The 23,195-nt window shown below is 40.8% G+C and carries 24 protein-coding genes and 1 tRNA gene; 14 read left to right on the forward strand and 11 right to left on the reverse strand.

Annotated elements, in window-relative coordinates:
* Nucleotides 1–99: 99 nt before the first annotated feature.
* The 5 genes from DIU38_RS00760 (at nucleotide 100) to DIU38_RS00780 (ending at nucleotide 6,437) form a co-directional block, all read left to right on the forward strand.
* Nucleotides 100–1,881, forward strand: a complete 1,782-nt coding sequence (locus DIU38_RS00760; RefSeq protein WP_112657819.1) for an aromatic amino acid hydroxylase — start codon at nucleotides 100–102, stop codon at nucleotides 1,879–1,881.
* A gap of 118 nt (nucleotides 1,882–1,999) precedes the next feature.
* Nucleotides 2,000–2,704 carry an SDR family NAD(P)-dependent oxidoreductase gene (locus tag DIU38_RS00765; protein ID WP_112657821.1) on the forward strand — a complete coding sequence of 235 codons (705 nt, stop codon included), beginning with the start codon at nucleotides 2,000–2,002 and terminating at the stop codon, nucleotides 2,702–2,704.
* A 68-nt stretch (nucleotides 2,705–2,772) separates the two neighbouring features.
* Entirely contained in the window at nucleotides 2,773–4,206 is a 1,434-nt protein-coding gene (locus DIU38_RS00770) for a PAS domain S-box protein (protein WP_112657823.1), read from the forward strand.
* Nucleotides 4,207–4,298: 92 nt separating this feature from the next.
* The gene (locus DIU38_RS00775) at nucleotides 4,299–5,732 is read left to right on the forward strand and encodes a DUF4932 domain-containing protein (RefSeq protein WP_146750277.1); all 1,434 of its coding nucleotides are present in this window, start codon (nucleotides 4,299–4,301) and stop codon (nucleotides 5,730–5,732) included.
* Nucleotides 5,733–5,768: 36 nt separating this feature from the next.
* Complete coding sequence (locus tag DIU38_RS00780) at nucleotides 5,769–6,437, forward strand: DUF6624 domain-containing protein (protein WP_146750276.1); 669 nt, start codon at nucleotides 5,769–5,771, stop codon at nucleotides 6,435–6,437.
* A gap of 99 nt (nucleotides 6,438–6,536) precedes the next feature.
* On the opposite strand, the gene DIU38_RS00785 is transcribed toward DIU38_RS00780, so the two are convergent.
* Nucleotides 6,537–7,022, reverse strand: coding sequence for a rhodanese-like domain-containing protein (locus DIU38_RS00785; protein WP_112657829.1), 486 nt, complete (start codon nucleotides 7,020–7,022; stop codon nucleotides 6,537–6,539).
* A 41-nt stretch (nucleotides 7,023–7,063) separates the two neighbouring features.
* Between DIU38_RS00785 and DIU38_RS00790 the strand changes: the two genes are divergently transcribed.
* A complete protein-coding gene (locus DIU38_RS00790) occupies nucleotides 7,064–7,681 on the forward strand; it encodes a class I SAM-dependent methyltransferase (protein ID WP_112657831.1) in 618 nt (205 codons plus the stop codon).
* Between the two features lie 295 nt (nucleotides 7,682–7,976).
* Here the strand turns inward: DIU38_RS00790 and DIU38_RS00795 are convergent, their stop codons facing one another.
* Both DIU38_RS00795 and DIU38_RS00800 read right to left on the reverse strand, forming a co-directional pair.
* Nucleotides 7,977–8,228, reverse strand: a complete 252-nt coding sequence (locus DIU38_RS00795) for a hypothetical protein (RefSeq protein WP_112657833.1) — start codon at nucleotides 8,226–8,228, stop codon at nucleotides 7,977–7,979.
* A 136-nt stretch (nucleotides 8,229–8,364) separates the two neighbouring features.
* Nucleotides 8,365–8,703 (reverse strand): single-stranded DNA-binding protein, encoded by a 339-nt coding sequence (locus DIU38_RS00800; RefSeq protein ID WP_112657835.1) that lies wholly within the window; start codon nucleotides 8,701–8,703, stop codon nucleotides 8,365–8,367.
* A gap of 196 nt (nucleotides 8,704–8,899) precedes the next feature.
* Between DIU38_RS00800 and DIU38_RS00805 the strand changes: the two genes are divergently transcribed.
* Complete coding sequence (locus DIU38_RS00805) at nucleotides 8,900–9,091, forward strand: hypothetical protein (protein ID WP_112658800.1); 192 nt, start codon at nucleotides 8,900–8,902, stop codon at nucleotides 9,089–9,091.
* Here the strand turns inward: DIU38_RS00805 and DIU38_RS00810 are convergent.
* Nucleotides 9,063–9,296, reverse strand: a complete 234-nt coding sequence (locus DIU38_RS00810; RefSeq protein WP_112683133.1) for a hypothetical protein — start codon at nucleotides 9,294–9,296, stop codon at nucleotides 9,063–9,065. The genes DIU38_RS00805 and DIU38_RS00810 overlap by 29 nt on opposite strands.
* A gap of 1,085 nt (nucleotides 9,297–10,381) precedes the next feature.
* Between DIU38_RS00810 and DIU38_RS00815 the strand changes: the two genes are divergently transcribed.
* The 3 genes from DIU38_RS00815 to DIU38_RS00825 all read left to right on the forward strand — a co-directional run bounded on the left by DIU38_RS00815 (nucleotide 10,382) and on the right by DIU38_RS00825 (nucleotide 12,079).
* Nucleotides 10,382–10,861: a hypothetical protein gene (locus tag DIU38_RS00815; RefSeq protein WP_022833680.1), complete on the forward strand. Its 480-nt coding sequence runs from the start codon at nucleotides 10,382–10,384 to the stop codon at nucleotides 10,859–10,861.
* Between the two features lie 64 nt (nucleotides 10,862–10,925).
* A tRNA-Ser gene (locus tag DIU38_RS00820) sits at nucleotides 10,926–10,997 on the forward strand.
* 68 nt (nucleotides 10,998–11,065) lie between these two features.
* The gene (locus DIU38_RS00825; RefSeq protein ID WP_112658802.1) at nucleotides 11,066–12,079 is read left to right on the forward strand and encodes an IS1595 family transposase; all 1,014 of its coding nucleotides are present in this window, start codon (nucleotides 11,066–11,068) and stop codon (nucleotides 12,077–12,079) included.
* 113 nt (nucleotides 12,080–12,192) lie between these two features.
* Here the strand turns inward: DIU38_RS00825 and DIU38_RS00830 are convergent, their stop codons facing one another.
* Both DIU38_RS00830 and DIU38_RS00835 read right to left on the reverse strand, forming a co-directional pair.
* On the reverse strand, nucleotides 12,193–12,510 hold the full coding sequence (locus DIU38_RS00830) for a hypothetical protein (RefSeq protein ID WP_022833677.1): 318 nt from the start codon (nucleotides 12,508–12,510) through the stop codon (nucleotides 12,193–12,195).
* Between the two features lie 133 nt (nucleotides 12,511–12,643).
* Nucleotides 12,644–13,060, reverse strand: a complete 417-nt coding sequence (locus tag DIU38_RS00835) for a hypothetical protein (RefSeq protein ID WP_112658804.1) — start codon at nucleotides 13,058–13,060, stop codon at nucleotides 12,644–12,646.
* A 171-nt stretch (nucleotides 13,061–13,231) separates the two neighbouring features.
* Here DIU38_RS00835 and DIU38_RS00840 point away from each other — a divergent pair, with 171 nt between their 5' ends.
* The 4 genes from DIU38_RS00840 (at nucleotide 13,232) to DIU38_RS00855 (ending at nucleotide 17,298) form a co-directional block, all read left to right on the forward strand.
* Nucleotides 13,232–13,591 (forward strand): hypothetical protein, encoded by a 360-nt coding sequence (locus tag DIU38_RS00840; RefSeq protein WP_112653577.1) that lies wholly within the window; start codon nucleotides 13,232–13,234, stop codon nucleotides 13,589–13,591.
* A gap of 304 nt (nucleotides 13,592–13,895) precedes the next feature.
* Nucleotides 13,896–15,452: an amino acid permease gene (locus tag DIU38_RS00845; protein ID WP_112653578.1), complete on the forward strand. Its 1,557-nt coding sequence runs from the start codon at nucleotides 13,896–13,898 to the stop codon at nucleotides 15,450–15,452.
* A 97-nt stretch (nucleotides 15,453–15,549) separates the two neighbouring features.
* Nucleotides 15,550–16,713, forward strand: a complete 1,164-nt coding sequence (locus DIU38_RS00850) for an MFS transporter (RefSeq protein WP_112653579.1) — start codon at nucleotides 15,550–15,552, stop codon at nucleotides 16,711–16,713.
* A 12-nt stretch (nucleotides 16,714–16,725) separates the two neighbouring features.
* A complete protein-coding gene (locus tag DIU38_RS00855; RefSeq protein ID WP_090528400.1) occupies nucleotides 16,726–17,298 on the forward strand; it encodes a MarC family protein in 573 nt (190 codons plus the stop codon).
* Nucleotides 17,299–17,453: 155 nt separating this feature from the next.
* Here the strand turns inward: DIU38_RS00855 and DIU38_RS00860 are convergent, their stop codons facing one another.
* From DIU38_RS00860 to DIU38_RS00880, 5 genes are all read right to left on the reverse strand, one after another.
* Nucleotides 17,454–18,626, reverse strand: a complete 1,173-nt coding sequence (locus tag DIU38_RS00860; protein ID WP_112653580.1) for an RsmB/NOP family class I SAM-dependent RNA methyltransferase — start codon at nucleotides 18,624–18,626, stop codon at nucleotides 17,454–17,456.
* Entirely contained in the window at nucleotides 18,623–19,876 is a 1,254-nt protein-coding gene (locus DIU38_RS00865) for an ABC transporter substrate-binding protein (RefSeq protein ID WP_146750442.1), read from the reverse strand. Before DIU38_RS00865 ends, DIU38_RS00860 begins: the two co-directional genes overlap by 4 nt.
* Nucleotides 19,833–21,362, reverse strand: coding sequence for a glutamine-hydrolyzing GMP synthase (gene guaA / locus DIU38_RS00870; RefSeq protein ID WP_090529629.1), 1,530 nt, complete (start codon nucleotides 21,360–21,362; stop codon nucleotides 19,833–19,835). The genes DIU38_RS00865 and guaA overlap by 44 nt, the downstream gene beginning before the upstream one ends.
* Nucleotides 21,363–21,691: 329 nt before the next feature.
* Nucleotides 21,692–22,657, reverse strand: a complete 966-nt coding sequence (locus tag DIU38_RS33715; protein ID WP_112653582.1) for an SRPBCC domain-containing protein — start codon at nucleotides 22,655–22,657, stop codon at nucleotides 21,692–21,694.
* Nucleotides 22,654–22,974 carry an ArsR/SmtB family transcription factor gene (locus tag DIU38_RS00880; protein ID WP_090528388.1) on the reverse strand — a complete coding sequence of 107 codons (321 nt, stop codon included), beginning with the start codon at nucleotides 22,972–22,974 and terminating at the stop codon, nucleotides 22,654–22,656. The genes DIU38_RS33715 and DIU38_RS00880 overlap by 4 nt, the downstream gene beginning before the upstream one ends.
* Nucleotides 22,975–23,195 lie beyond the last annotated feature (221 nt).

Raw genomic sequence — 23,195 nt, forward strand, 5'->3', positions numbered from 1 at the left:
ATTCTGCCTCTGTTTTAATTTCAGAATAATAAACTGAAACTTGTTTTCATGGCAACCATCTGCTAAACTTGGCGTTGTATTATAAATCGCAAGTTATCAATGAGCCATTTTAATGATTTTAATAATCCGCAGGTTGCGGCATTGCCCGGTCATTTAAAACAATTTATTGTCGACCAGCACTACGAGCATTATACGCCTATCGATCATGCGGTGTGGCGCTATGTTATGCGCCAAAATTATAGTTATCTAAAGGATGTTGCTTACTACCCGTACATTCCCGGCTTGCAAAAAGCAGGTTTAACTATTGAACATATTCCCGATTTACAGGAGATGAATGACGCCCTCGGCAAAATTGGCTGGGGTGCTGTTACGGTCGACGGCTTTATTCCGCCGGCAGCCTTTATGGAGTACCAGGCTTACCGGGTGCTGGTTATAGCTGCGGACATTCGCCAGTTAAAACATATTGAATACACCCCGGCGCCCGATATTATCCACGAGTCGGCAGGGCATGCGCCCATTATCGCCGATAAAGATTACCATGAATACCTGAGCTATTTTGGATCGATAGGGGCCAAGGCCATGTTTTCGGCACAGGATTTTGAGCTTTATGAGGCTATCCGGGCTTTATCGATATTGAAAGAAATGCCCGATGCCGATGAACAGGAAATCCTTAAAGCCGAAGAGCTGGTAACTTATTGCCAGGAGAATATGGGCGAACCATCGGAAATGGCCCTCCTGAGCCGTTTACACTGGTGGACGGTAGAGTACGGCCTGATTGGAACGCTGGAGCACCCGAAAATCTATGGTGCAGGCCTGCTTTCATCCATCGGTGAAAGTTCAACCTGTATGAATAAAGATGTTCAAAAGCTATGGTATACTATTGACGCTGTTAAATATCCTTATGATATCACCAAGCCACAGCCCCAGCTTTTTGTAACCCCCGATTTTCAAAACCTGATCAACGTGCTGGAAGAGTTTGCCAATACCATGTCTTTCAGAAAAGGTGGTGCTTACGGATTAAACAAGGCTGTTGAAAGTAAGAACATCTGTACGGCTGTTTACAGTTCGGGCTTGCAGGTTTCGGGTAACATTATCGATTTTAATACAGATGCAGCCGGCAAACCTTGTTTTATAAAAACCACCGGCCCCACCGCGCTGGCCCTGAGCAATAAACAGTTAAGAGGCCATGGTAAAGATTATCATAAAGATGGTTTCAGCTCGCCGGTTGGTAAATTGAAAGGCTATCACAATACACCTTTGGAGGATTTTTCGGAGGATGATCTTAAAGCAGCGGGTATGATAAAAGGGCTGGGAACCGAACTGCATTTTGAAAGCGGGATCACCGTAAAAGGCATTATTAAAAATATCCTTTCGGAGGGTGGCAAAATCTGCCTGGTCACTTTTGATAACGTAACCGTTACTGATGATAATGGAACGGTGTTGTTTGATCCGGCCTGGGGCGTTTATGACATGGCTGTTGGCGAAGAGATCATTTCGGTATTTTGTGGCGCGGCTGACAGGGAAGCTTATGAAACCATTGTTTATAAATCCAAAACAGAAACGCACCACGCCCGGCATGATCATAAAACCAAAGAACTGCACAAGCTTTACCAGCAGGTACGAAATTGCCGCACAAATCATGGCGATTATGGCTTTTTAGGCAATGTATGGCAGCAACTGCAAAAAGACCATCATGACGACTGGCTTTGTGCCCTCGAGATACTGGAAATACTTGACCATGAAGGTGTAGACCCGGTGTTAGCAGCCGGGATCAAGCATTTTCTTGAAGAAAAGGGCCGTAACGAGCCCGAATATGGTAAACTCATCAGTGACGGCTTTTACCTGATTAAGCACCCGGTTGAGCAAAAATTGGTAGTTTAGCGTTGATTTATCATCTTAGAGGATAAATCACGCGTCATTGTGAAGAACGAGGCAAGTACGCGTGGGAAATGAAATTAATAATAAATAATCATTCCCCCTTTAGGGGGTTAGGGGGCATATGAACATCATAATAACCGGCGCCAGCAGCGGCGTGGGCTTTGAAGCCGTAATTGAACTGATACTTTCGGGCAGCCATAAGGTGATAGCGCTGGCCCGTTCACAGGATAAACTGGAACGTTTGCTGGAGATAGCACATGGTTTAAACCCCGATTGCCAATTGTTTGCCTTGAAATTTGATATAGTGCATGATGATTATGAAGGTTTGCAGCAGTTTATCGCATCGCATTTTGATAACCGGGTTGATATTTTGATTAATAATGCAGGTGTGCTTATCAATAAAGCGTTTACCGAATTACGCGAGTCGGATTTTGTAGAGATGCTGCAAAGCAATTTTATTGGTCATGTACGTGCTATCCAGGCCTTGCTGCCTTTAATGCCTGCGGGCTCGCACATTGTTAATATTGGCAGCATGGGAGGATTTCAGGGGAGTGCTAAATTTCCGGGCCTGGCGGCTTACTCAGCAAGTAAATCAGCATTGCATACGCTAACCGAGTGTTTAGCACAGGAGTTAACCGAACAAGGGATCAAAGTAAATTGCCTGGCTTTAGGATCGGCGCAAACCGAGATGCTGGAACAGGCTTTTCCAGGTTATCAATCGCCCGTAATGGCGTTTGAAATGGGTAAATATATCGCTGATTTTGCTTTAACCGGGAGTAAATTTTTTAACGGGAAAATAATACCCGTAGCAGCAAGTACACCCTGAAATATTAGATAATATTGCAAACATTTTTTATAACTTAGTTATTATAAATATGTTTATGCCTGCTGCGTATGGACACAAGGTTTACGTCACTCTTTACTCATTCAAAAGATATTTTTTTTGTCATGGATATGAATGGCGTGATCATGCATACCAATCATGCTTTTCGTAATATCCTTAACTATAGCGATGATGAATTAACAGGCATCAATATCGCGGCCCTGTGCCATCCGGCAGATAAAGAACGCCAGGCAGAATCACAGGGCAGTCTTCTGCTTAATAAAAAATTAGTTGGTTACCAAAGCCGTATTAAAGCAAAAGACGGGTGTTACTTTAGTATTATCTGGTCGGTAATATTGAATGAGGATGATAACCTGATTTATTCGAGCGGTAATACACTTGCCGGTATGATTGCCCAATCGGCAGATGATATTGTTCAACATACCATTCAAAGCCTTAATGAAGGTTTTATTGTACTTGATGCCAGCTGGAATATAATTTCCTTTAACCCGGCCTTTCAGGCCATGACTAACCTTAGCTTAACCGAACTTGATCAGGCCAATTTTATGGAGATTAAAAGTCTTGGTTTAACTGAAAGGGTAGAGAACGAGTTTCAACTTTCATTAACCTGCAAAAAATCAACACAGGTACAATATTTAAATGCAAATTCAAACAGCTGGCTTCGCATCAATATATACCCATATCAGGAACATCTGGCTGTTTTTGTACGTGATATAACGGAAATAAAAATGCAGGAATGGGTGTTGGAGCTTGAAAAAAGGGTGCTGGAGTTAAATGCTGCATCGCAATACACACTGGCACAATCTGCAGGCGAACTGCTTATGGGAATTGAAAGGATTTTCCCGGATATGATCTGTTCTGTTTTGGAAGTTGATGATGCACAGGAAAAATTGCATACGCTTGCCGGTCCGCGCCTCCCGCAGGCTTATAGCGATCAGTTAGAAGGCTTATTAGTAGGGCCAAATGTAGGGTCATGCGGTACGTCGGCATTTCACCGCAAGCAGGTTATTGTAAGCGATATCGAAAATGATCCCCTGTGGGGCGATTATGTGGGGCTTGTTAAACCCTACGGCCTTAAGGCTTGCTGGTCATCGCCGGTAATGAGTTCAAAAAACACCAAAGTTTTGGCCGTATTTGGTATTTATTACCATACTGTACGTGAGCCAAATGATGACGAGTTGAGTATTATTGAACGCACTGTAAATATTCTGAGAGTGCTGATAGAAAGCAAAAAGACCGAAGATAACATACGGGAACAAAATCATAGGCTGCAAACCATAGCCAATATCAGCTCGCATGAGTTGCGCAAACCGGTTGCAACTATCTTAGGTTTAGTCAATTTGTTTGATAATGAAGATCTTCAAAACCCGCTCAATAAAGAGATTATCGGGCATATTGATACAACATCGCAGCAACTTGACGGGGTTATACATTCCATTGTTGAAAGAACGGCATATATCAGGGCTTCCGAGGCTGATATGTAAGTAGTGCTTTTAATCGGTAGTTGTATTTTTTATACCTTAAAGTAAATAATAATGTAGGGATTTCTTATATTAGGATTCTAATACAAAAACCTATGCGCCTTTTATTTACACTTATCACATTATTGACCTTTAATGCCGCTTTTGGACAAGCAGTAACCGAAACTTATCCCAAAACCCTGTTTTGTCCTGACGATTCGGTTAGGCTTAGTTTTTCAAAATTCCCCGGAAAAGCGGCTTACAGCGTCAGCGGCCTCAAAACCAGCCCCGGTACTGATGCCACAACTGGCATATATGCTACTTTTTACTACGGCAAAGATTCTGTCGAGATAAACTATCATAATAACCTGCCCTACGGTCAGGTAGTGTATATTAAGCTCGAATCGCCAAAGGGTAAAAGCACTTTAAGACTTCACTTTAACGAGATATCTAACTCTTTCCCGAAAGCGTATATGGCAAAAAATCTTAATAATATACAATTTGATATCCCCGAACCTTATGAACTGGCCAATATCATCTGGACACTTTCGCCTGCCGGGCAAAGAGCCACAGACCTGAACAAGGAAGGTGATTACTATAAAAAGATGGTAAGCTGGTTTAAACCTTATATAGATCACAAGGTGTTTAAAGCCTTGAATTTTCCGGATAGCCTTTACGGCAGTAAATACTATGAGTTTCGGGAAAATAGCTTTGCTTTTAATTTCCAGGATACCGTGCATGGTTCAAAAAATACAAAACTGCTTTTCAACGGACCTTACTATTATGTTTACGGTGATGAACTTGCTGATAGCAGCCTGTTTGGAAAGCTTAAGCCATTGGTTGAAGATTTTGCCGCAAAGTCAAATTTCAGGAAGTTCTATCAGCAAAATTTACCTTATTACCGGCAACAACTTGCACGGCAAAAAATGCTATTGCCAGTGAGGCAAATGTGGACCTGGCTTGAATACCAATTTCCGAAACGGAAGTACCAATCATACAGGATAGTATCATCACCGCTTATTGGCGGTTCGCACAGTACACAGCGTTATGCCACTTATGACTACGATGGGCAGAAATTATTTACCGAAAATGCGATGTTTATATGCGGCACAGACAGATATGACCGCGAAAAAGACCTTTCCGAAAAACAACGCGAAGGTTTAATGACAGGCATTGTATTTACGGAGATAGATCATAATTATATTAACCCTACAACAAGTGTATACGCTAAACAAATTGACAGCATATTTTTAAAGCGTTCTGTTTGGGCCAAGACAGGTAATAGCAGCGATTTTTATGGAAACCCTGTCAGCGTGTTTAATGAATATATGACCCACGCCGCTTTTTGTCTTTATATAGCTGATAATTATGATAAACAGGTAGCTGATTATGTGATTGAACGCCGCGAAGCACTAATGGTAGAGCATCGGAATTTTATCCACTTTAGAGAATTTGATCAGGAGCTGTTACGTTTACACCGCCAAAATAGAAACTTAAAAACGGCCGATCTTTACCCCATGATCGTATCCTGGTGTAAAACGCAGATATAAGTAATGAGCAAATGAGTGGATATACGCCTGTGCAGAATGAAATATTTGATTTGCATTAGTTTCTTCTTGTTTGTGCGTGCTGTTTCTGCTGCGCAGGTTACCTCATTCACCATTGATAGCAGTAAATTGAATAAACCTTTAATGGCTGTTCTGGATACCATTTTCCAATTAGATCAGTCGGTTAGAATAAAATATCTGCAGGCAAAAAGAGATAATGTACAAATCAATGTTGCCGATAGCCTGCAAGAAGTTATGCATAAAACCGACAGTCAAAATTTGATCAGGGTAAATGCTATACTAACAAAGTATGGTTGGCTGGGGCCGCAAAAAGTAGGTATTACGGGAAGTCAGGCACTGTTCCTGGTAATCCAACATGCCGATTTGCAAACGCAGCAAAACTATTTACAAATGATCGGAGCTGCGGAGAAAAATGGCGAAATACTTTCAAGCAACCTTGCTATCCTTGAAGACAGGATCAATATGCGGACCGGCAAGAAACAAGTTTACGGTAGCCAGGGATTTACAGATAAACAAACAGGCAAGATATATATCTATCCTATTGCTGATGTTGATCATTTGGACGAGCGACGTAAAGCAATGGGGATGCCACCAATGAAAGATTATGTTAAAAACTGGGACGCCGGGAAATATAAGAAGCAACTGCCCGAGATAGAGAAATTAGCCAGGGAGCAGGTTGTTAAATGACAATACCGGCATGGATGGAAATACATTATAATTAAAATAAGGTTTCCTCTAAAAATGATGCAAGTCTCTTAGTAATAAAGCAAGGGCTTTGTTTATATGCTATTTATTCGTTTGTTTCTTAGCTATCGGATATCCTCTGGAAATCCAATTAGTTTGTAAATTTGTAGGAAGATCGAGCACTTTAATCTGAGTGAAGCCATTTTTCGACAATTCTTGATAGGCAGGTTGAATGTTGGGGCATTTGGTAAAAGGACAGCACCCGCAGTAAATAACTACAGGCTTATGCTTAGGTAAGTTTACTAATAGGTGCCGCAGTTTTGTCATGTTCCGTTCATCGCTCACTGCACCTATATGTAAGGCTCCAGGCAAATCTTCAACTGCTCCAATGTTCAGGATTGCTATCTCTTCCTTTCCCGACTGTATAACACCAGCCAAAACAGAGGGTTCAAGTAATTCACTCTTTTTCCAGGGATATCCGATTTCGGGCATCTTTAAGGGTTGATTTGATATTTGCGCTTTGGTTTGGAAAGATATTGATATAAGGAAAAATAAACTTATAAGTGAGATGGAGAAAATGTGTTTCATTTTAATTATCCGATATTTGCTGTCAAAGTTCAGAATTATTTATGAAAGAAAATAGGCAAGGGCATTGGGAGCATGTCTATGCAACAAAATCATCTAATGAGGTAAGTTGGACACAAACCGTCCCACAAACATCATTAAATTTCATTCATAGTTTCAACCTTCCTAAAGATGCCAAAATCATCGATATTGGAGGAGGCGACAGCAACCTGGTTGACCATCTTTTGAATGAAGGGTATCGTAATATTTCGGTGCTTGATATCTCCGAAGCCGCACTAAACCGCGCAAAGATGAGACTTGGACCGAAGGCCAATTTGGTAACATGGATTGTTTCAGAAATCACCGACTTTAAGCCGTCAGAAATTTATGATGTTTGGCATGATCGCGCCACTTTCCATTTTTTAACCACGCAGCAACAAATTGCGTCATACATTTCCATTGCGCGCAACGCAGTTAAACGTAACCTTGTTGTAGGTACATTTTCAGAGAATGGCCCTGAAAAATGTAGCGGCCTTTCGGTAAACCGATATTCTAAGTTGCAACTGGAGCAGGTCATGTCTAACGGTTTTCAAAAACTAAAATGTATCAACGAAGATCATATTACACCATTTAATACGGTGCAAAACTTTACATTTTGCAGTTTCGAACGATGTTACACATGAAAAAGCTCTTTTTCTAACGCTATGTATATTATAAAATAAGTTTCCTCTGTGTGTTCGCAGAACAAACCTGGATGCTGTCTATATAGTTGGGCAACTTAGGTTACAGACTATTATTTCTAAAACTTTATCCGGCCTTTTAATATCGTAATTCATTATTCAGTCGATGGCCGATGTTGCTTCGTGCGGTGTCGAAATCTTAAAGCTGCATTTGTAGTTGCACCAGGTGATATGGTGCTACAGTTCCATCAAGCGCTTTGATCAATACTTCCTTCTTGCGTTTGACCTGCTCCCGGGCTCACTGCTCCTTATCTGTTGCGCCGGTAGCAAACATCCGTATCATATCCATTGCTGGCTTTTTTTTGATGCTGCTGACCGAACGCAGTTTGATGTTGTTGCTTTCAAAGATCTTGAGGGGCCGGTTCTGTGTTTTGTTCTGCTGTCGCATGTAAAACAACCGGCTGCGACAATGATCACGCAATATGCGTTGCTGGGGCGTCGGCATAAGCCGGGCCGCACCAATCCATTCAGCAACAAAGTGCAAAGCCATTTGGCGATTGTACTATTTGAAAGACATGGTCTTTTATAAAATAGATTTATTCCTCCTTTCGAGATACCAAACCAACCGCGTTCACAGGCTTTACCCGCCAATGCCCGGTAGTCTTAGGCGCCTCGCCCTTTGCTTTTCAGCCTTTAACGCCCACTTTTAAAAATTCGTTAACTATTACTTCAGATACGTAGCGTTTAATACCATCTTTATCGGTATAGTTACGATTGGCCAGTTTGCCTTCCACAGCAACTTCATCACCTTTTTTGAGCAGGTCTTCGGCAAGTTTGGCTTGTGTGCCCCAGAAAATCAGGTTATGCCATTGGGTATCGGTTATTTTTTCGCCTTTATCGTTTTTATAACTTTCGTTAGTGGCTATGGACAGGCGTACCATTTTTTTATTACTGTCGAATACTTTTACTTCCGGGTCCATACCTAAGTTACCTACAAGGCGTACACTGTTTCTTAATGAGTTCATAGTTTTAATATTTATTGCTTAATGTTTGTTTGAATCAACAATGCAAAGGTGGGGAGGCGAGAAAATTTAACCGGATATTAACCGTTTATAGGTAGCTATATACAATAGTGACCCAAAGGTTTATTGTTATGTAGTGTGTTAAAAATGTGTTGAAATAAGTAATAGCTTTGAATAGGCGTAATAATGCTGCTAAAATATGGGCAATGAAATTGTTAGAACAATAGACCAAGGCGCTATTGAGTTAAGTAATAAAGTTGAAAAAATAGCCAATAGCATATTACCACTACTTAACGGGCTTACTGCTTATGAGTGTGAAAGAGTGTTAAGTAAGGCAAAGGCTATAGTATTTGAGGAAATACCTATAAAAATTGAATGTGAGGAGATTTAATTTTTCCTGTTATACTTTCTATTTCGTATCCTAAATTAATTTCACAATCTTTCTTTAGATAGAGTTGGTAATCAACACCCGACAAATGTTTATAGGCTGCAATACTTTCTATTGGAATAAGTATTTCTGTTTGGCTGGATGATGGTAGGTTATTGGCCGTTTTTCTCTTAACAATAGCCCTTATTACATTAATTGGTAATCCCATGATTTAAAGTTTAGGCTAACAATATACCTGTTAAATTCAATTTTCTTTCTATTTTAGTGGTGATTAAAATATTGTAGTATTTAATTCTCTGCTTCACTAAATTACCACACGTTAGAATAAAGCAAAGGAGAATGATAATAGTACGCTGTTATGGCGTAACTGTATCATTTTGCTTTGTTAGGCCGTGGTAAGCCTTGTGATGGCGTGATATTAGTTACGCCTATTTTTATTAATACCATCACACAATTACCACAACAAATGAAATTACCTGAACTGGCCCGTAAGCAATGGATAACAATATGTGTTGCATTACTTTTCTTAATCACCAATCCCTCACCTAATACATTCAAAGATCACATTGGTAACCGTAGCCAGTATGGTATTCGCCGGGAATGTAATCTCTTTGTATGTAGTGTATATATAAACTTTGGCAGCACGTACTTAGGGCTGTTAGGTAATTTCATTAAGATTAGTTAGTGATGATAGTATTAGATTACCATTGGCTTATAGAGCGTGTACTAATGCTTATAGGCTATTTGCTGTGGTTTTATGTGGCTTATGCTATCACAAGGCAGTATTTGATTGTAACGCCCGAGGATCGGTTAATACAGATGCAGGTTAAACTATTGCTGTTAGGTTTGGTAGTAATGTTGGTAGTGTGTTTGTACTTTGGGAAGATACACTATTACGAGCAGTTGTTAATAAACATGGTGATAGGATATTCCGGGATGAGATACAGCATAAAGTTAAACAAAGAAATTAGAGCCTAAGTAATTAGGCTTTTTTTATGCAGTTATGATAATAGAGATAAAGATGGTGATATTAAAATGATAGATAGAACAAGTATAAGTATGTACTTTTATCTTGTCAAGTGTCAAGTGACAGTATTGTGTCACCTCTATTCCTATAGGAACAAATGTAGCTTACAATACATCTAATTACGTTAATTTACTGCACATTAAGTTACATTATGTCGTAATACACCCTGTTATGTATATTTAAATATACCTCTAATTTTTCTCTAAAATAAATTTGGAGTTATGCTTCTCAATCCTGTATATTTGACGTCATCAATCCGAGGCATTATGTACAACAATCAATTTATTTCAGAACTAAGGGCTCAAAGGCTAAATGTCCTTGAGCAATTAAAGCATATTGATGCTATGCTAAAGTTATATGGGGTTAATTTGGATGAAGAAGAAATACCTGCTTATAGTGGTATTGAGGCTTTGGTATATGAACGTCCATATAAAAAGGATGCAAGTAATAAAGAAAAGATTGCAGGCCTTTTAAAGCTAACTAATAGGTTTTTGAGTATTAATGAAATGACTTCATTAGTTATGGAGTTTGAGCCTAAATCTAAAGTTGAAGAGGTTAAAGCATCATTGAGTAGTGCTAAGAACATCTTATTAAAAGATGGTTCTATTGTTAAAGTTCAAGTTGGCACAAATAATAGCAATACTTTTTATGGTAGTCCTACATGGATAGATGAACAAGGATTTCCATTGCCTGAACATAAATATAGCGATGATGCAGTTCAGCTAAAGACAAAAATAGTGATATAAAAAACCGCTTCACTGATGTTTCCGAGGCATGCAAGCGAAGCGGTTTTAAAGATTTCAAGGTTAAGCTCCCGTAGTTCAATGGATAGAACAATTCCCTGCTACGGTTTTAATCTCGGTTCGAATCCGAGCGGGAGCTCTCTTACTTACTTCAAAGGTAAGTAGGATAATTAAATTATACAAATTAATTAGTCAATACTATTTATCATGGAGCAGGAGCACCCACCATTAGGTAAAACACTACCATTTAGAACCATAAATGATATAGCTATTCACTTTAGAGATAAAGCTGTATGTATTGAGTATTTAACTCAATTACGTTGGGCAGGTAATGTTAAATGCGCTCATTGTGGCCATGATAAAGTATATGAGTTAAAAGGTGCTTACAAGGGCTATAAATGCGCCAAATGCCGTAAGAAGTTTACAGCTATTAAGGGTACTATATTTGAAAACAGCCCTATTGAGTTAAGCAAGTGGTTCATGGCTATCTTTATCTTATCAACCCACCGGAAAGGTATTAGTAGTGTCCAGATTGCCCGTGACATTGGCGTAACGCAAAAAACAGCGTGGTTTATGATGCAGCGTGTTAGATATGCCTTTAAGATGAAATCATTTGAGAGTAATGAGAAAATTGGCAAATCTACATTCGATAATAAGGGTAACGAGGTTAAAGCCGTTGTTGAAGTTGATGAAACTTACATTGGTGGTAAGGTTGCCAATATGCACAAGCATAAGGCCGAGGCTATTGAGAAAAAAGGTTCAAGTAGTAAAATTGGCGTAATTGGGGCTATTGAAAGGGGAGGGAAAGTAAAGCTACAACCACTTAAAGCCACGGATCATGAAAACGTTATACCGTTCTTAGTTAAATCAGTTCATCAAGGCACAAAGTTAATGACAGATGAACATGTAGCTTATAACACTATGAATAGAGTTTACGAGCATCAAACTATTAAGCACATGCTTAAAGAATATGTTCGGGGTGAAGTACACACCAATACCATTGAAAACTTTTGGTCATTGCTTAAACGTGGTGTCTATGGTACGTACCATTTTATCAGTCCTAAACACGTTCACCAATATTTAGAGGAATTTGCATTCCGTTTTAATTCAAGAGAACTAACCGAGGCGCAAAGGTTCGATAAATTAATATCTTTGTCTAACTATAAGATTACTTACAAAGTATTAACGTATGAGCCAAAAGAAACGCAAGCAAACGCCTAAACCTAAAACCGATAAGATAAATCAAAAAATGGATGGATTGGGCATTGACTTTAATACTATGATGCAATCATTAGCCCAACCCACGAAAACAGTTAAAAACGAAAATAAATAAATTATTGCTGTTTCGATTTGTTATGAACAATGGAAAGATTTTTCATTGTTTCCTCATAGCCAGTCACTTTATTTATTTTAGAAATTTCAGATTTAATGCTTTTTAAGTTCATGTGAACATCTACAAAGTTTTCACCTGTATCTTTTGATAAAGCGTCTATTTTTTTATTGATTTCTTTAAAGTTGTCATCTATTTTATTGAGGCCATCGGAAAGGGTTTTTCGAGTAGCAGTAATATCTTTAATTAAATAAACAACAGCTTTAGACAAGCTATTAACAACTTCATCAAGTGATGGTTGGTTTGATGCGTTATCAGACATGGAGAGGTTAGGATTAAGTTTTAATCATGCAAATCTAAACAAATACTATTCCACATCAATAGATTTTAAAAAAGTTTTCAACAAATTATATGTTTTTAAATAGTTTTCATCTATAATATGTTGATAACTAAAATTATCTTAACATATACACATTCTTTTTACCCACTCTCTCAGCGGTTATCTTACCGCTCTTAAACATTCGGCTACATACATAGGTGATACGCTCAAACGCTCTCTTAGTGTCTTTAATGTGGCCGTCAATCCTCAATATATACTCTGTTATATCACTTGCATCACCTTTACCTATCTTACTCAAAGTAAATATTACTTTCTTCTCTGCCGTCATCTTAGGATTGTACATTAATGTTGATATTAACAAATCCTCATCAACTTCTAAATCCTCCATCATGTAGGGCATAGCATCCAGTATGTTTATCTCGCCTATATTTTCAAACGCTTTTATCGCCACTTCAACCCGGTCTAACTCCATTTTTAGCTTCACCCTACGCACTTTTAGTTGTGCTAAAACTTGTTCATCTGTTAAGTCCATTTTATAGCTAAAATTGATAAAAGCACAAGTTAATAATTCAAAATAGCATAACAAAACACAAGATTTTAACATGAAAATAGGGTCTAAGTAGTATATAAATGCCCGTTTATAGTCGATAGTATCCGTTTGTAAACGTTTGCAAACGGATAAATTAATCGCTATCTTTATGTCATGAACCAGGAAAGAGTATGCTTAGATTGTGGTACACCACTACAAGGCCGTGCCGACAAAAAGTTTTGTAATGATCTGTGCCGCAATAATTATAACAATCAGCTTAACAGTAACAGCTATAACCTGGTGCGTAATATCAATAATATCCTGCGCCGTAACCGCCGTGTGCTGGAAGAGTTGAACCCGACCGGCAAAACCAAAACAACCCGTAAAAAACTTGCTGCAAAAGGTTTTGATTTCGACCATATCACCAGTATCTATCAAACAAAAACCGGGTCGACCTATTTTTTTAATTATGAGTATGGCTACCTGTTATTAGATAATGATGAAGTGTTGCTGGTGAAACGGGAAGGGGAATAGCAGTTTGCAGTAAGTAGCAGTAGCAGTTGGCAGTGGCAGTTTGTATAGAGCGGCAATTTTTCAGTAAGTAGCAGTTGGCAGTGGCAGTTGCGGTGGGATAACCAATTTATAGCTTTAGGCTTTAGGCGTTCTGCATTCAGCTTTAAAATCTGATTCTCTATAGATTTAATAGCATTTAACAGTTTAATATTTTGATAATTAATACTTAACTGTTGTTTCATTCGGCGCTTTATGTTTTCAATAAATTTAAGTACGTTTGGGGAAATGTAAATTTTTAATTTTTGACTGATCTTACTAATTTAAAATGAAATTATTTATTAAGAAACCGATTGCTCAACTAATGGCTGCTTCGGCAGAGACGGAGAAGTCGCTCAAGAGAACCTTAGGCGTTGGCTCACTTATAGCACTCGGTATCGGCGCAATTATAGGTGCCGGTATTTTCGTTCGTACGGCAGCTGCGGCAGGTGAACATGCCGGCCCTGCGGTTACCATCTCTTTCCTTATAGCAGCCGCCGGTTGCGCCCTGGCCGGTTTGTGCTATGCAGAATTTGCCAGTATGATCCCCATCGCAGGATCTGCTTATACCTACTCTTACGCTACCATGGGCGAATTTATTGCCTGGATCATTGGCTGGGACTTAGTGCTTGAATACGCGCTTGGTGCCGCTACAGTTGCAATTGGCTGGTCGCAGTATTTTAATGAATTTTTAACCACTTTCTTTAACGTGCATATACCATACGCATGGTCGCACTCGTTTATGGAAGTCTCAAATACCACTGCAGGTATGTACGCCGCCGAAATGGGTACAAGAGGTATCGTTAACCTGCCGGCTATTCTGATCCTGTTCCTGTTAACGCTGTTATTGATTCGTGGTACTGCAGAATCGGCAGTTGTGAATAATATCATCGTAATTGTAAAAGTTGCCATTGTGTTGATGATCATTGGTTTAGGATGGCACTTTATTAACCCGGCTTTCCATACCCCATATACCATCCCTGCCGATGCAGGTAAAATTAAAGTGAGTGCCGGCGTAGTTGACTATGCCGATACCTTTAACCACGGATGGCTTGGCGTATTACGCGGTGCAAGCGTTGTGTTTTTCGCCTTTATTGGTTTTGATGCGGTTTCAACTGCTGCTCAGGAAGCTAAGAACCCACAGAGAGACATGCCAAAAGGTATTTTGATATCGTTAGTGTTTTGTACTGCACTTTATATTCTGTTTTCGCACGTGTTAACAGGTTTAGTATCGTACAAAGATTTCCTGATCCAGGGCAAAGAAGCTTCAGTAAGTTACGCTATCAAAACCGCTATGCCTGGTTATGGATGGTTGGCTTCATTTGTTACCGTATCGATACTTGCAGGTTTCTCTTCGGTGATCCTGGTGATGCTGATGGGCCAAACCCGTGTATTTTACACCATGAGCACCGATGGTTTGATCCCTAAGGTATTCTCAAAGCTGCACCCTAAATTCCGTACGCCTTACAAATCGCAATGGTTATTCTTTGTGTTTGTATCATTGTTTGCCGGTTTTATTCCTGATAAATATGTAGGCGATATGGTGAGTATAGGAACACTGTTTGCTTTTGTGCTTGTATGTATTGGCATCTTTATTTTAAGGAGAACCGACCCTGGCATTGAACGCCCGTTCAAAACTCCGGCTTATATGATAGTTTGCCCGCTTGGCGCCCTCATATGCCTGTGTATGATTGCCAGTGAGGGCTGGGAAAACTGGGCAAGGCTTATCGTTTGGTTACTGATTGGTTTTGCTGTTTACTTTGGTTACAGTATCAAACGTTCACATGTACGCCATGGTAAAGTTGAAGGTGCTAATAACCCTATCAACCCTAAATTTGTTGAGTAATCATAACAATATTATCATAAACAAAAAAGGTTCTGAATTTTCAGAACCTTTTTTGTTACATTCTCTTTTTATACCAGTAAACCAATAATACCGCTTCATGAAGGGCGATAAAAACCTGTGGGTATTAGTATTTGTATGTATCATCAACTCGTTAGGGTTCGGCATTATTGTACCGATACTTTACTCGTACGGTAAAACCTTTGGTGTAACAGGCGAGACGTTAGGCATCCTCACCGCTTCCTTTTCAATAGCTCAGTTTTTTGCCACACCGGTACTGGGTTCCCTTTCTGATAAATGGGGGAGGAAGCCATTACTGGTCATCAGCCTGGCAGGTACCTGTATTTCCTTTATTCTGTTTGCCGAAGCGCGGAGCATGATCATGCTTTTTGCAGCGCGGATTTTGGACGGGCTTACAGGAGGAAATGTTTCTGTAGCGCAGGCCATGGTATCGGATACCGCAAGACCGGATAACCGTGCCAGGAGGTTCGGCATCCTGAGTTCTGCTTTTGGGTTTGGCTTTGTGATTGGGCCGGCTATCGGCGGTTTTCTGAACAGCTATGGTATGCAAGTGCCTTTCTATTTCGCGGCAGGTATTTCGCTTATCGGTACGCTTTGCAGTTTGTTCTTTTTAAAAGAAACTAATCCGCCCGACAAATCAAAAAAGGATTCAGAGAAAACTAAATTCTCATTCGTGGCATTAATAACAACCCTTAAGCGGCCTGTTATCGGCACAGCGGTGTTCACGGGCTTTATGCTCACCATGGCGCAGTTTACTATGATTATTGCCTTTCAAACTTTTACTGTTGATGTATTAAAGATCAACCCTACGCAGATTGGTATTCTGTACGCAGGTTTCGGCGTGAGCGGTATTATTATGCAGCTTTGTGTACCGCTGTTTACCAAATGGTATTCATCAAAGTCGACGATATTGACGCTTTCTACATCTCTTTGTTTTGTGGCCATGTTTGTAACCGGGCTCACCAATCATTTTATTGCTTTTGTTATAGGTATTTGTATTTATGGCTTGTTCAACGGTCTGCGTAATCCTATGCTTAACGCAATAATTGCCGATCATATTGATCATCAAGAACAAGGCAAAATATTGGGGATCAATCAGTCTTACGCTTCCATTGGCCAAACCCTCGGACCTGTTACTGCCGGCTTTGCAGCTTTGCTATCTGTACATGCTATTTTCTTCTTATCTTCATGCTATATTTTAGCTGCGTTGCTGCTAAGTATCCGGTTAAAGAAAAAAGAATAAATTCAAGACACCATGCCGCACCCGTTTATATTTAAAGAGATCATTTCGGTTACGATGATCCTTTTTGCTATTATTGATATTTTGGGAGCTATACCGGTTATTATTCAGCTCAGGCAACGCGTAGGTCATATCGAATCGGAAAAGGCCAGTATAGCCGTGTTGGTGCTTATGGTAACCTTCCTTTTTATAGGGGATGAACTGCTTGCTGTAATAGGTCTGGATATTTCTTCATTTGCCATCGCGGGTTCATTGGTGATCTTCATTATAGCCATGGAAATGATATTGGGTGTTGACTTTTTTAAAGAGGAGTTACCACAGGCTGCATCCATTGTACCGCTTGCTTTCCCGCTTATAGCAGGTGCCGGAACCATGACCACGCTTCTATCCCTCAAATCGCAATATCAAACGCAGAATATCCTTGTAGGTATTGTACTGAATACCCTTGTGGTTTATTTAGTACTTAAAAACGTAAAATGGCTTGAAAGGCTGCTTGGTCCGATTGGGTTGAGCGTGCTGCGTAAGGCCTTTGGGATAATTCTTTTGGCGATAGCTATTAAGCTGTTTAGGAGTAATACGCATTTATAGATATCAAATATATACTACATGTCATTGCGAGGAGCAGCCGGGGAATGTGCGCAAAGGGCGACGCGGCAATCTCGTAGCTAATGCATATTAGATTGGCATGATGGTCATTAACGCGACGAGATTGCCGCGCTATGCTTATAATGACATATTTTTTATTAAACAATAGGAGAAGGGCTCAACCTCGCCACAAACATGGTATCTGCTTTACGCTCATAGCCTTTTAATACCGCTTTCTCTTCCAGTTTTAAACCAAGCTCGTTTACTAAATAATCAACTACATCTTCATTCTCACCTTTAAAGGCCGAGCAGGTGATATAGATGAGTGGCTTGCCGGGTTTAAGATATTTAACCACGTTTTGGGCAATGCTTTTTTGTAGCTTTTGGAAAAACTCAATCTTATGCACATCAAACTGGGCTATCATTTCAGGAGTACGTCCCCAGGTGCCCGAGCCACTGCAGGGGGCATCCAGGATTATCCCGTCGAAAGCGTAGTCATGCATCACTGAATCAATATTTTGGGTAAGATCGAGTGCTTTTTTCTGGTATTTGGTTAATCCGGCCAATTGAAAGCGCTCATCAAGGTTTGCCAGTATGGATTCGCGGATATCAGATACTACCAATTTAATATTAGGTTCGTCTTCATGCAGTAACAGCGATTTGCCTCCCGATGCTGCGCAGGCATCCCACCAACTGTCCCAGCGTTGCGGCTTAAAATAGTTACCTGTTTGTTGCGATGAATAGTCCTGAACCTCAAACCAGTGTTGTTTGGGAAATATGGTTTCAAGACGTGTGCCGTTAGGCAGCGAATAACAGCCGTTGCCCTCATCCTTAAAAACGACCTGTGCCTTGGTTAGCTCGGCTTTAACTAAATGGTCGTAGCCGTTTCGTACGCGGATAAACAGATCGGGCTGGCAAAAAAATGATTTTAGAAAAGCTTCTTTATCAATTCCTTCTGAAAGCTGGCTGCTCCATGGGAAAACATCTGCCAGTTTAAAATCAGGGTAGGCGGTTTTTACAAGGGCCAATTTATCATCGTCACTAAAACCAACACATACAGCCCACTCTGGTTTGAAGTGTTGCAGGTAAGAGTTGGTTTGGGTATTGCATAAAAATTCGGCAACCAGCAGCCGCTCATCTTCAGAAACATCAGGCAATGCCCTGCCCAGGCGAAAGTAATTGTATACTAACCGGTTGGCAACCCGCCTGTCGGTTGAGCCCATTTGTTTGTTTTGCCGGTAAAAGCCGGGTAAAAATTTACTTAGTGGCGTATCGGCAGGGTATTCACCCAAAATTCGCTGAAACGTTTTAAGCTGATTTATAGCCTTCATTCTACCTGTTTTAGCTCAAAGTTAGTGTACATTAATATATTTACGTGGGTGTTGATCCAGCCCTGCCCCGGCTTTTTGACAAAATGGAAGCCGTTGTGTAAGCCTGTAAAATCGGTTTCCTCTATGGATTGCATGCCTTTATCCATAAATAGCAGTTTTCCAAAATACAATCCTTCATCAAAACCCTTAATGGCGTATTCGGTCGGTTCAACGTGATAAGCACGCCTATAGTTACGTAAAAATGTTATTGTAGCCCCCGCTTTGTAATTTATTTTTTCGGTAGAGGTAATATGCGTATTCAACCGTTGTAAAAGTTGCGGTTTCAGGAAACTGAACTTCTCCCAGCTCGGGTGCCCAAACACCATAACCGGATAGTGTTTGTTCAATGTATCTAAAGATCGGAGGGTTACACCTAAAAATGCCTGATCGGTTGCAGGGATCACAAACACATTTTTTTCGGTTTTTGATAGCTGCGGCAGCAGGCTACTCAGTTTGCCCCGTATAACATATACGTTGGTGACCTTCACCTTCTTTTTACTTAAGCTGTCAATAGCCTTTTTAAAGTTAATAGCGTAATCACTTTCCTGGTTAAAGCCCGAGCGCAGAACGAAGATTTTTTTAGGTTTAACCGTTCTGTTAATGTATTCGGCAGCACCCCATGCGTGATATTCAAGCGGAGGAATAGCAGTGATTAAATTTTTGCTTTTAATTGTGCTTGGATTGGCAGGCGATAAAGGAGATAAAATTGGTCCCTTTGAATATGACAATGCGGCGGAGAAGGATTTTACGCCATCCGGAAAAACCGGGCCCACTATCAAATCGCTTGAACGTATAAACGCGTTTAAAGCCAGGTCATGTGCCTGCATGGCTTCGTCTTTCGAGTCAAAGATTTGTAGCCTATAATTATTTCCGTAAGCAGTAAGCGAATCGAGGGCGAGCTTAAATCCCTGGTAATATTCAACAGCGATATTGGCCTGGCTTAATTGTATAGGGCTATATTTTTGAGCCGGATTTAAATGCTCAAGATTCAAAGGCAGGATCATGGCTATAGTAGCCACCTTTTGCTCCGGAGCTTTGACTGGTTTTTCGGAGGTATTATCGGGCTTTTTTTCGGTATCAGTCGGTTTTTTTACGGTAGTTGCTACCGGCCGCGTTTTGGGTGAACACGCGGCCAGCAGCAAGGCTATGCAAAAAAACGGTAACCACTTATTCCCACTCAATAGTGGCCGGTGGTTTTGAACTGATATCATATACTACCCGGTTAATTCCTTTTACGTTGTTGATGATCTCGTTGCTGATCTTGGCCAGCAAGTCGTACGGTAAATGGCACCAGTCGGCGGTCATCCCGTCAACCGATTCAACTGCACGTAGGCAAATTACGTTTTCGTAAGTACGCTCATCGCCCATTACGCCTACCGACTGTACCGGTAAAAATATAGCGCCGGCCTGCCAAACTTTATCGTAAACCCCGGCAGCACGTAAATTGTTTATATAAATTGCATCAGCTTCCTGCAGTATCGCTACTTTTTCAGGTGTGATGTCTCCCAAAATCCTGATAGCCAGGCCCGGGCCCGGGAAAGGGTGCCGACCTAAAATATTAGGGTCGATACCTAAAGCTTTACCTACTTTCCTTACCTCATCTTTAAACAAAGTGTTAAGCGGTTCAACTACTTTAAGTTTCATAAAATCAGGCAGACCGCCAACGTTGTGGTGCGACTTGATGGTAGCTGAAGGGCCTTTTACTGATACCGACTCAATAACGTCAGGATAGATAGTGCCCTGGCCAAGCCATTTCACATCCTGTACCTCATGTGCGGCATCATCAAATACCTCGATAAACACGCGGCCGATAGCTTTACGTTTCTTTTCAGGATCGGTTAAGCCGGCAAGCGCGTCATAAAAACGTTGTTTGGCATCGATGCCTTTTATGTTTAAGCCCATGTGTTGGTATGAATCAAGCACTTGCTCAAATTCATCCTTACGCAAAAGGCCGTTATCTACAAATATACAATGCAGGTTTTTGCCGATAGCATGGTGCAGCAATACTGCCGCAACCGACGAATCAACACCGCCTGATAAACCAAGTACTACCTTATCATCGCCCAGTTTTTCGCGAAGAGCGGCAACGGTGGTTTCGATGAATGAATCAGGAGTCCAGTCTTGTTTGCATCCGCAAATATCAACCAAAAAGTTTTGCAGCAATTGTTTACCGTCAATACTGTGGGTAACTTCCGGGTGAAATTGGATGCCGTAAGTTTGGGTACCGGTAACCTGGTAAGCGGCAACTTTAACGCTATCGGTACTTGCAATTACCTCAAAGTTATCGCCAATGGTAGCAATGGTATCGCCGTGCGACATCCACACCTGTGAGCCACCGGGAACGTCCTTAAACAATGGATTATCTTGTTTAATGTATTCCAGATTAGCGCGACCGTATTCGCGGGTGCTTGATGGCAATACTTCGCCGCCATGAAAATGGGCAACGTATTGAGCACCATAGCAAACACCCAAAATAGGGCGTGTAGTATGAAATTTTTCAAACTCGAAATGAGGAGCATCTTCCTGCCTTACAGAATAAGGGCTGCCGGAAAGGATGATACCTTTTACAGTGCTGTCAATTTCGGGATAATGATTGAAGGGGTGGATCTCACAATAAATATTGAGCTCCCTGACACGGCGCGCTATAAGTTGGGTGAATTGCGAACCAAAGTCAAGAATGAGGATTTTTTCTTGCATGGGCAAAGATAGGATTTTGATTTCGGAATTGGGAGTTGGGATTTCGGATTTTTTTATTTGATGATATGCCGATGAACTTGCGCTCATTTGTGATGAGTGCTTAATATGGTTCCGCATTTGTAATGCGATTCGCGATGCAATCGCTAAGCCACGTTAAGCGCCCGTTGCAAACGGGCGCAAGCAGATTGAACAGCGAACATGAATGGTGTACGCATCAGGGTCTATCGCAGAGGACCCTGATGGGACGTTAAGTAGATACCTGATTTTTATAGACTGAACTTATTCTGAAAATTCTTTAATTCTGAAAATTCTGATTCAGACATTCCGGTTCAAACGTTCTGATAATTCAACATCCAGTTAATCCCAAACTTATCCGTAAGCTCCGCGAAGTATGCCCCAAAGAACATATCGCTCAATGGCATAGTAACCACACCACCAACCGAAAGTTCGTTGAACAGGCGCTCGGTTTCTTCGCGGCTTTCGGGTTCAACGTTGATGTGCATATTATTGCCGGTCTGCAGTTTAAAGCCCATACTCTCCGGCGCGTCGGTAGCCATCAGTACGTGGCCTCCCATAATGGTAAGTTCGCCGTGGATGATCATTTTTTTATCAGCTTCGTTCATCCGGACCTCAGCCGGCAACTCTATATCGCTGAACCGCGTGAGTTTTTTACCTGTAAACTCGCCCTTAAAAACCTCTTTGTAAAAGGTTAAAGCCTCTTCAGTGTTTCCGGGGAAATTTAAATAAGTGGTAACCCTTGCAGCATTGCCCGGTTTCAGATCTTTCCTGATCCTGAAAGCTGTGCTCAGGTAATGATCAAGGTTGCTTAAGCCGGCAGTGAAGCCTTCCTGGAAGCCCATACCAACAATGGTTTGCATATCTTCCACTTTGTCAAAATAGATATCGATGTTAACGGTAGTATGCTCACCCTCGCCTGTAAAGTTCTTTTCCCAGTTCATAACAGGGAAATTGGTATTGGTTACAGCATTTTCATCACAAAAGGAAACAGCATTGGCAATTTTTTGCGGAACTACGATGGTTTTATACTCTTCCTTGCACCATGTTGGATGTTCAGTATGCTCTGGGCCAACCATCTGGTACAGCCAGTAGCCGCCTTCCCTAAAATCCTGCGTTTTGGTTTCGGTACGATAGGGATGAGGTGCCCACCATTGGTCAAGGATCTCACTTTCGGTCCATGCCTGCCATACTAAATTGAGTGGCGCGTCAAAAGTTCTTACCACATTAAGCCTTTTGTTTTGCAGGTCTTTAGTGAATACAGTTTCGTTATTTGTCATGACTGTTTGTTTTTTAGGTTTTGTAACACGTTATCTAACTGGCTAAAACGGGTTTCCCACAGGGCACGGAACTGGTCCATCCAAACATCCACTTCTTTCATTTTTTGAGCGTTAAAATGATAGTAAATTTCGCGGCCGGTTTGTTTTTGATTAACCAGCTGGCATTCGCTCAGGATTTGAATATGCTTGGATACAGCTTGCCGGCTGCTTTGAAAATGTTCGGCAATGGCATTGGGTGTCATAGCCTGCAAAGCAAGCAAACTAATGATGGCCCTGCGGGTAGGATCGGCAATGGCCTGAAATACATCTCTTCTCATAAAATCTTTTTTGCAACCGTTTGATTGCAAATATAAATGCAATTAATCGGTTGCGGAAATTTATTTGAAAATGTTTAAAGCTGCGATTTCAAGCGTGAGATGCCGGGAATTGTTTAAAAATGAATTTTGTAGAGACGCATAATTGCGTCTCTCAGAGGACAGGCCGATTTCAAAAGCGTATCAGGTAGCATAAATTGCAAGCAGGAGATGCAATTATGCGT

It is taken from the genome of Mucilaginibacter metallidurans (assembly GCF_003286435.2).
Lineage (GTDB): Bacteria > Bacteroidota > Bacteroidia > Sphingobacteriales > Sphingobacteriaceae > Mucilaginibacter > Mucilaginibacter gossypii.

Coding starts and splice junctions, on each gene's coding strand:
- guaA (WP_090529629.1), bottom strand. CDS start 21,362: ATGCAAGAAAAAATCCTCATTCTTGACTTTGGTTCGCAATTCACCCAA.
- DIU38_RS00845 (WP_112653578.1), top strand. CDS start 13,896: ATGAAATTATTTATTAAGAAACCGATTGCTCAACTAATGGCTGCTTCG.
- DIU38_RS00785 (WP_112657829.1), bottom strand. CDS start 7,022: ATGAAACACATTTTCTCCATCTCACTTATAAGTTTATTTTTCCTTATA.
- DIU38_RS00780 (WP_146750276.1), top strand. CDS start 5,769: ATGAAATATTTGATTTGCATTAGTTTCTTCTTGTTTGTGCGTGCTGTT.
- DIU38_RS00850 (WP_112653579.1), top strand. CDS start 15,550: ATGAAGGGCGATAAAAACCTGTGGGTATTAGTATTTGTATGTATCATC.
- DIU38_RS00795 (WP_112657833.1), bottom strand. CDS start 8,228: ATGGCTTTGCACTTTGTTGCTGAATGGATTGGTGCGGCCCGGCTTATG.
- DIU38_RS00790 (WP_112657831.1), top strand. CDS start 7,064: ATGAAAGAAAATAGGCAAGGGCATTGGGAGCATGTCTATGCAACAAAA.
- DIU38_RS33715 (WP_112653582.1), bottom strand. CDS start 22,657: ATGACAAATAACGAAACTGTATTCACTAAAGACCTGCAAAACAAAAGG.
- DIU38_RS00805 (WP_112658800.1), top strand. CDS start 8,900: ATGGGCAATGAAATTGTTAGAACAATAGACCAAGGCGCTATTGAGTTA.
- DIU38_RS00765 (WP_112657821.1), top strand. CDS start 2,000: ATGAACATCATAATAACCGGCGCCAGCAGCGGCGTGGGCTTTGAAGCC.
- DIU38_RS00770 (WP_112657823.1), top strand. CDS start 2,773: ATGGACACAAGGTTTACGTCACTCTTTACTCATTCAAAAGATATTTTT.
- DIU38_RS00880 (WP_090528388.1), bottom strand. CDS start 22,974: ATGAGAAGAGATGTATTTCAGGCCATTGCCGATCCTACCCGCAGGGCC.
- DIU38_RS00855 (WP_090528400.1), top strand. CDS start 16,726: ATGCCGCACCCGTTTATATTTAAAGAGATCATTTCGGTTACGATGATC.
- DIU38_RS00840 (WP_112653577.1), top strand. CDS start 13,232: ATGAACCAGGAAAGAGTATGCTTAGATTGTGGTACACCACTACAAGGC.
- DIU38_RS00835 (WP_112658804.1), bottom strand. CDS start 13,060: ATGGACTTAACAGATGAACAAGTTTTAGCACAACTAAAAGTGCGTAGG.
- DIU38_RS00860 (WP_112653580.1), bottom strand. CDS start 18,626: ATGAAGGCTATAAATCAGCTTAAAACGTTTCAGCGAATTTTGGGTGAA.
- DIU38_RS00865 (WP_146750442.1), bottom strand. CDS start 19,876: ATGATATCAGTTCAAAACCACCGGCCACTATTGAGTGGGAATAAGTGG.
- DIU38_RS00825 (WP_112658802.1), top strand. CDS start 11,066: ATGGAGCAGGAGCACCCACCATTAGGTAAAACACTACCATTTAGAACC.
- DIU38_RS00800 (WP_112657835.1), bottom strand. CDS start 8,703: ATGAACTCATTAAGAAACAGTGTACGCCTTGTAGGTAACTTAGGTATG.
- DIU38_RS00810 (WP_112683133.1), bottom strand. CDS start 9,296: ATGGGATTACCAATTAATGTAATAAGGGCTATTGTTAAGAGAAAAACG.
- DIU38_RS00830 (WP_022833677.1), bottom strand. CDS start 12,510: ATGTCTGATAACGCATCAAACCAACCATCACTTGATGAAGTTGTTAAT.
- DIU38_RS00775 (WP_146750277.1), top strand. CDS start 4,299: ATGCGCCTTTTATTTACACTTATCACATTATTGACCTTTAATGCCGCT.
- DIU38_RS00760 (WP_112657819.1), top strand. CDS start 100: ATGAGCCATTTTAATGATTTTAATAATCCGCAGGTTGCGGCATTGCCC.
- DIU38_RS00815 (WP_022833680.1), top strand. CDS start 10,382: ATGTACAACAATCAATTTATTTCAGAACTAAGGGCTCAAAGGCTAAAT.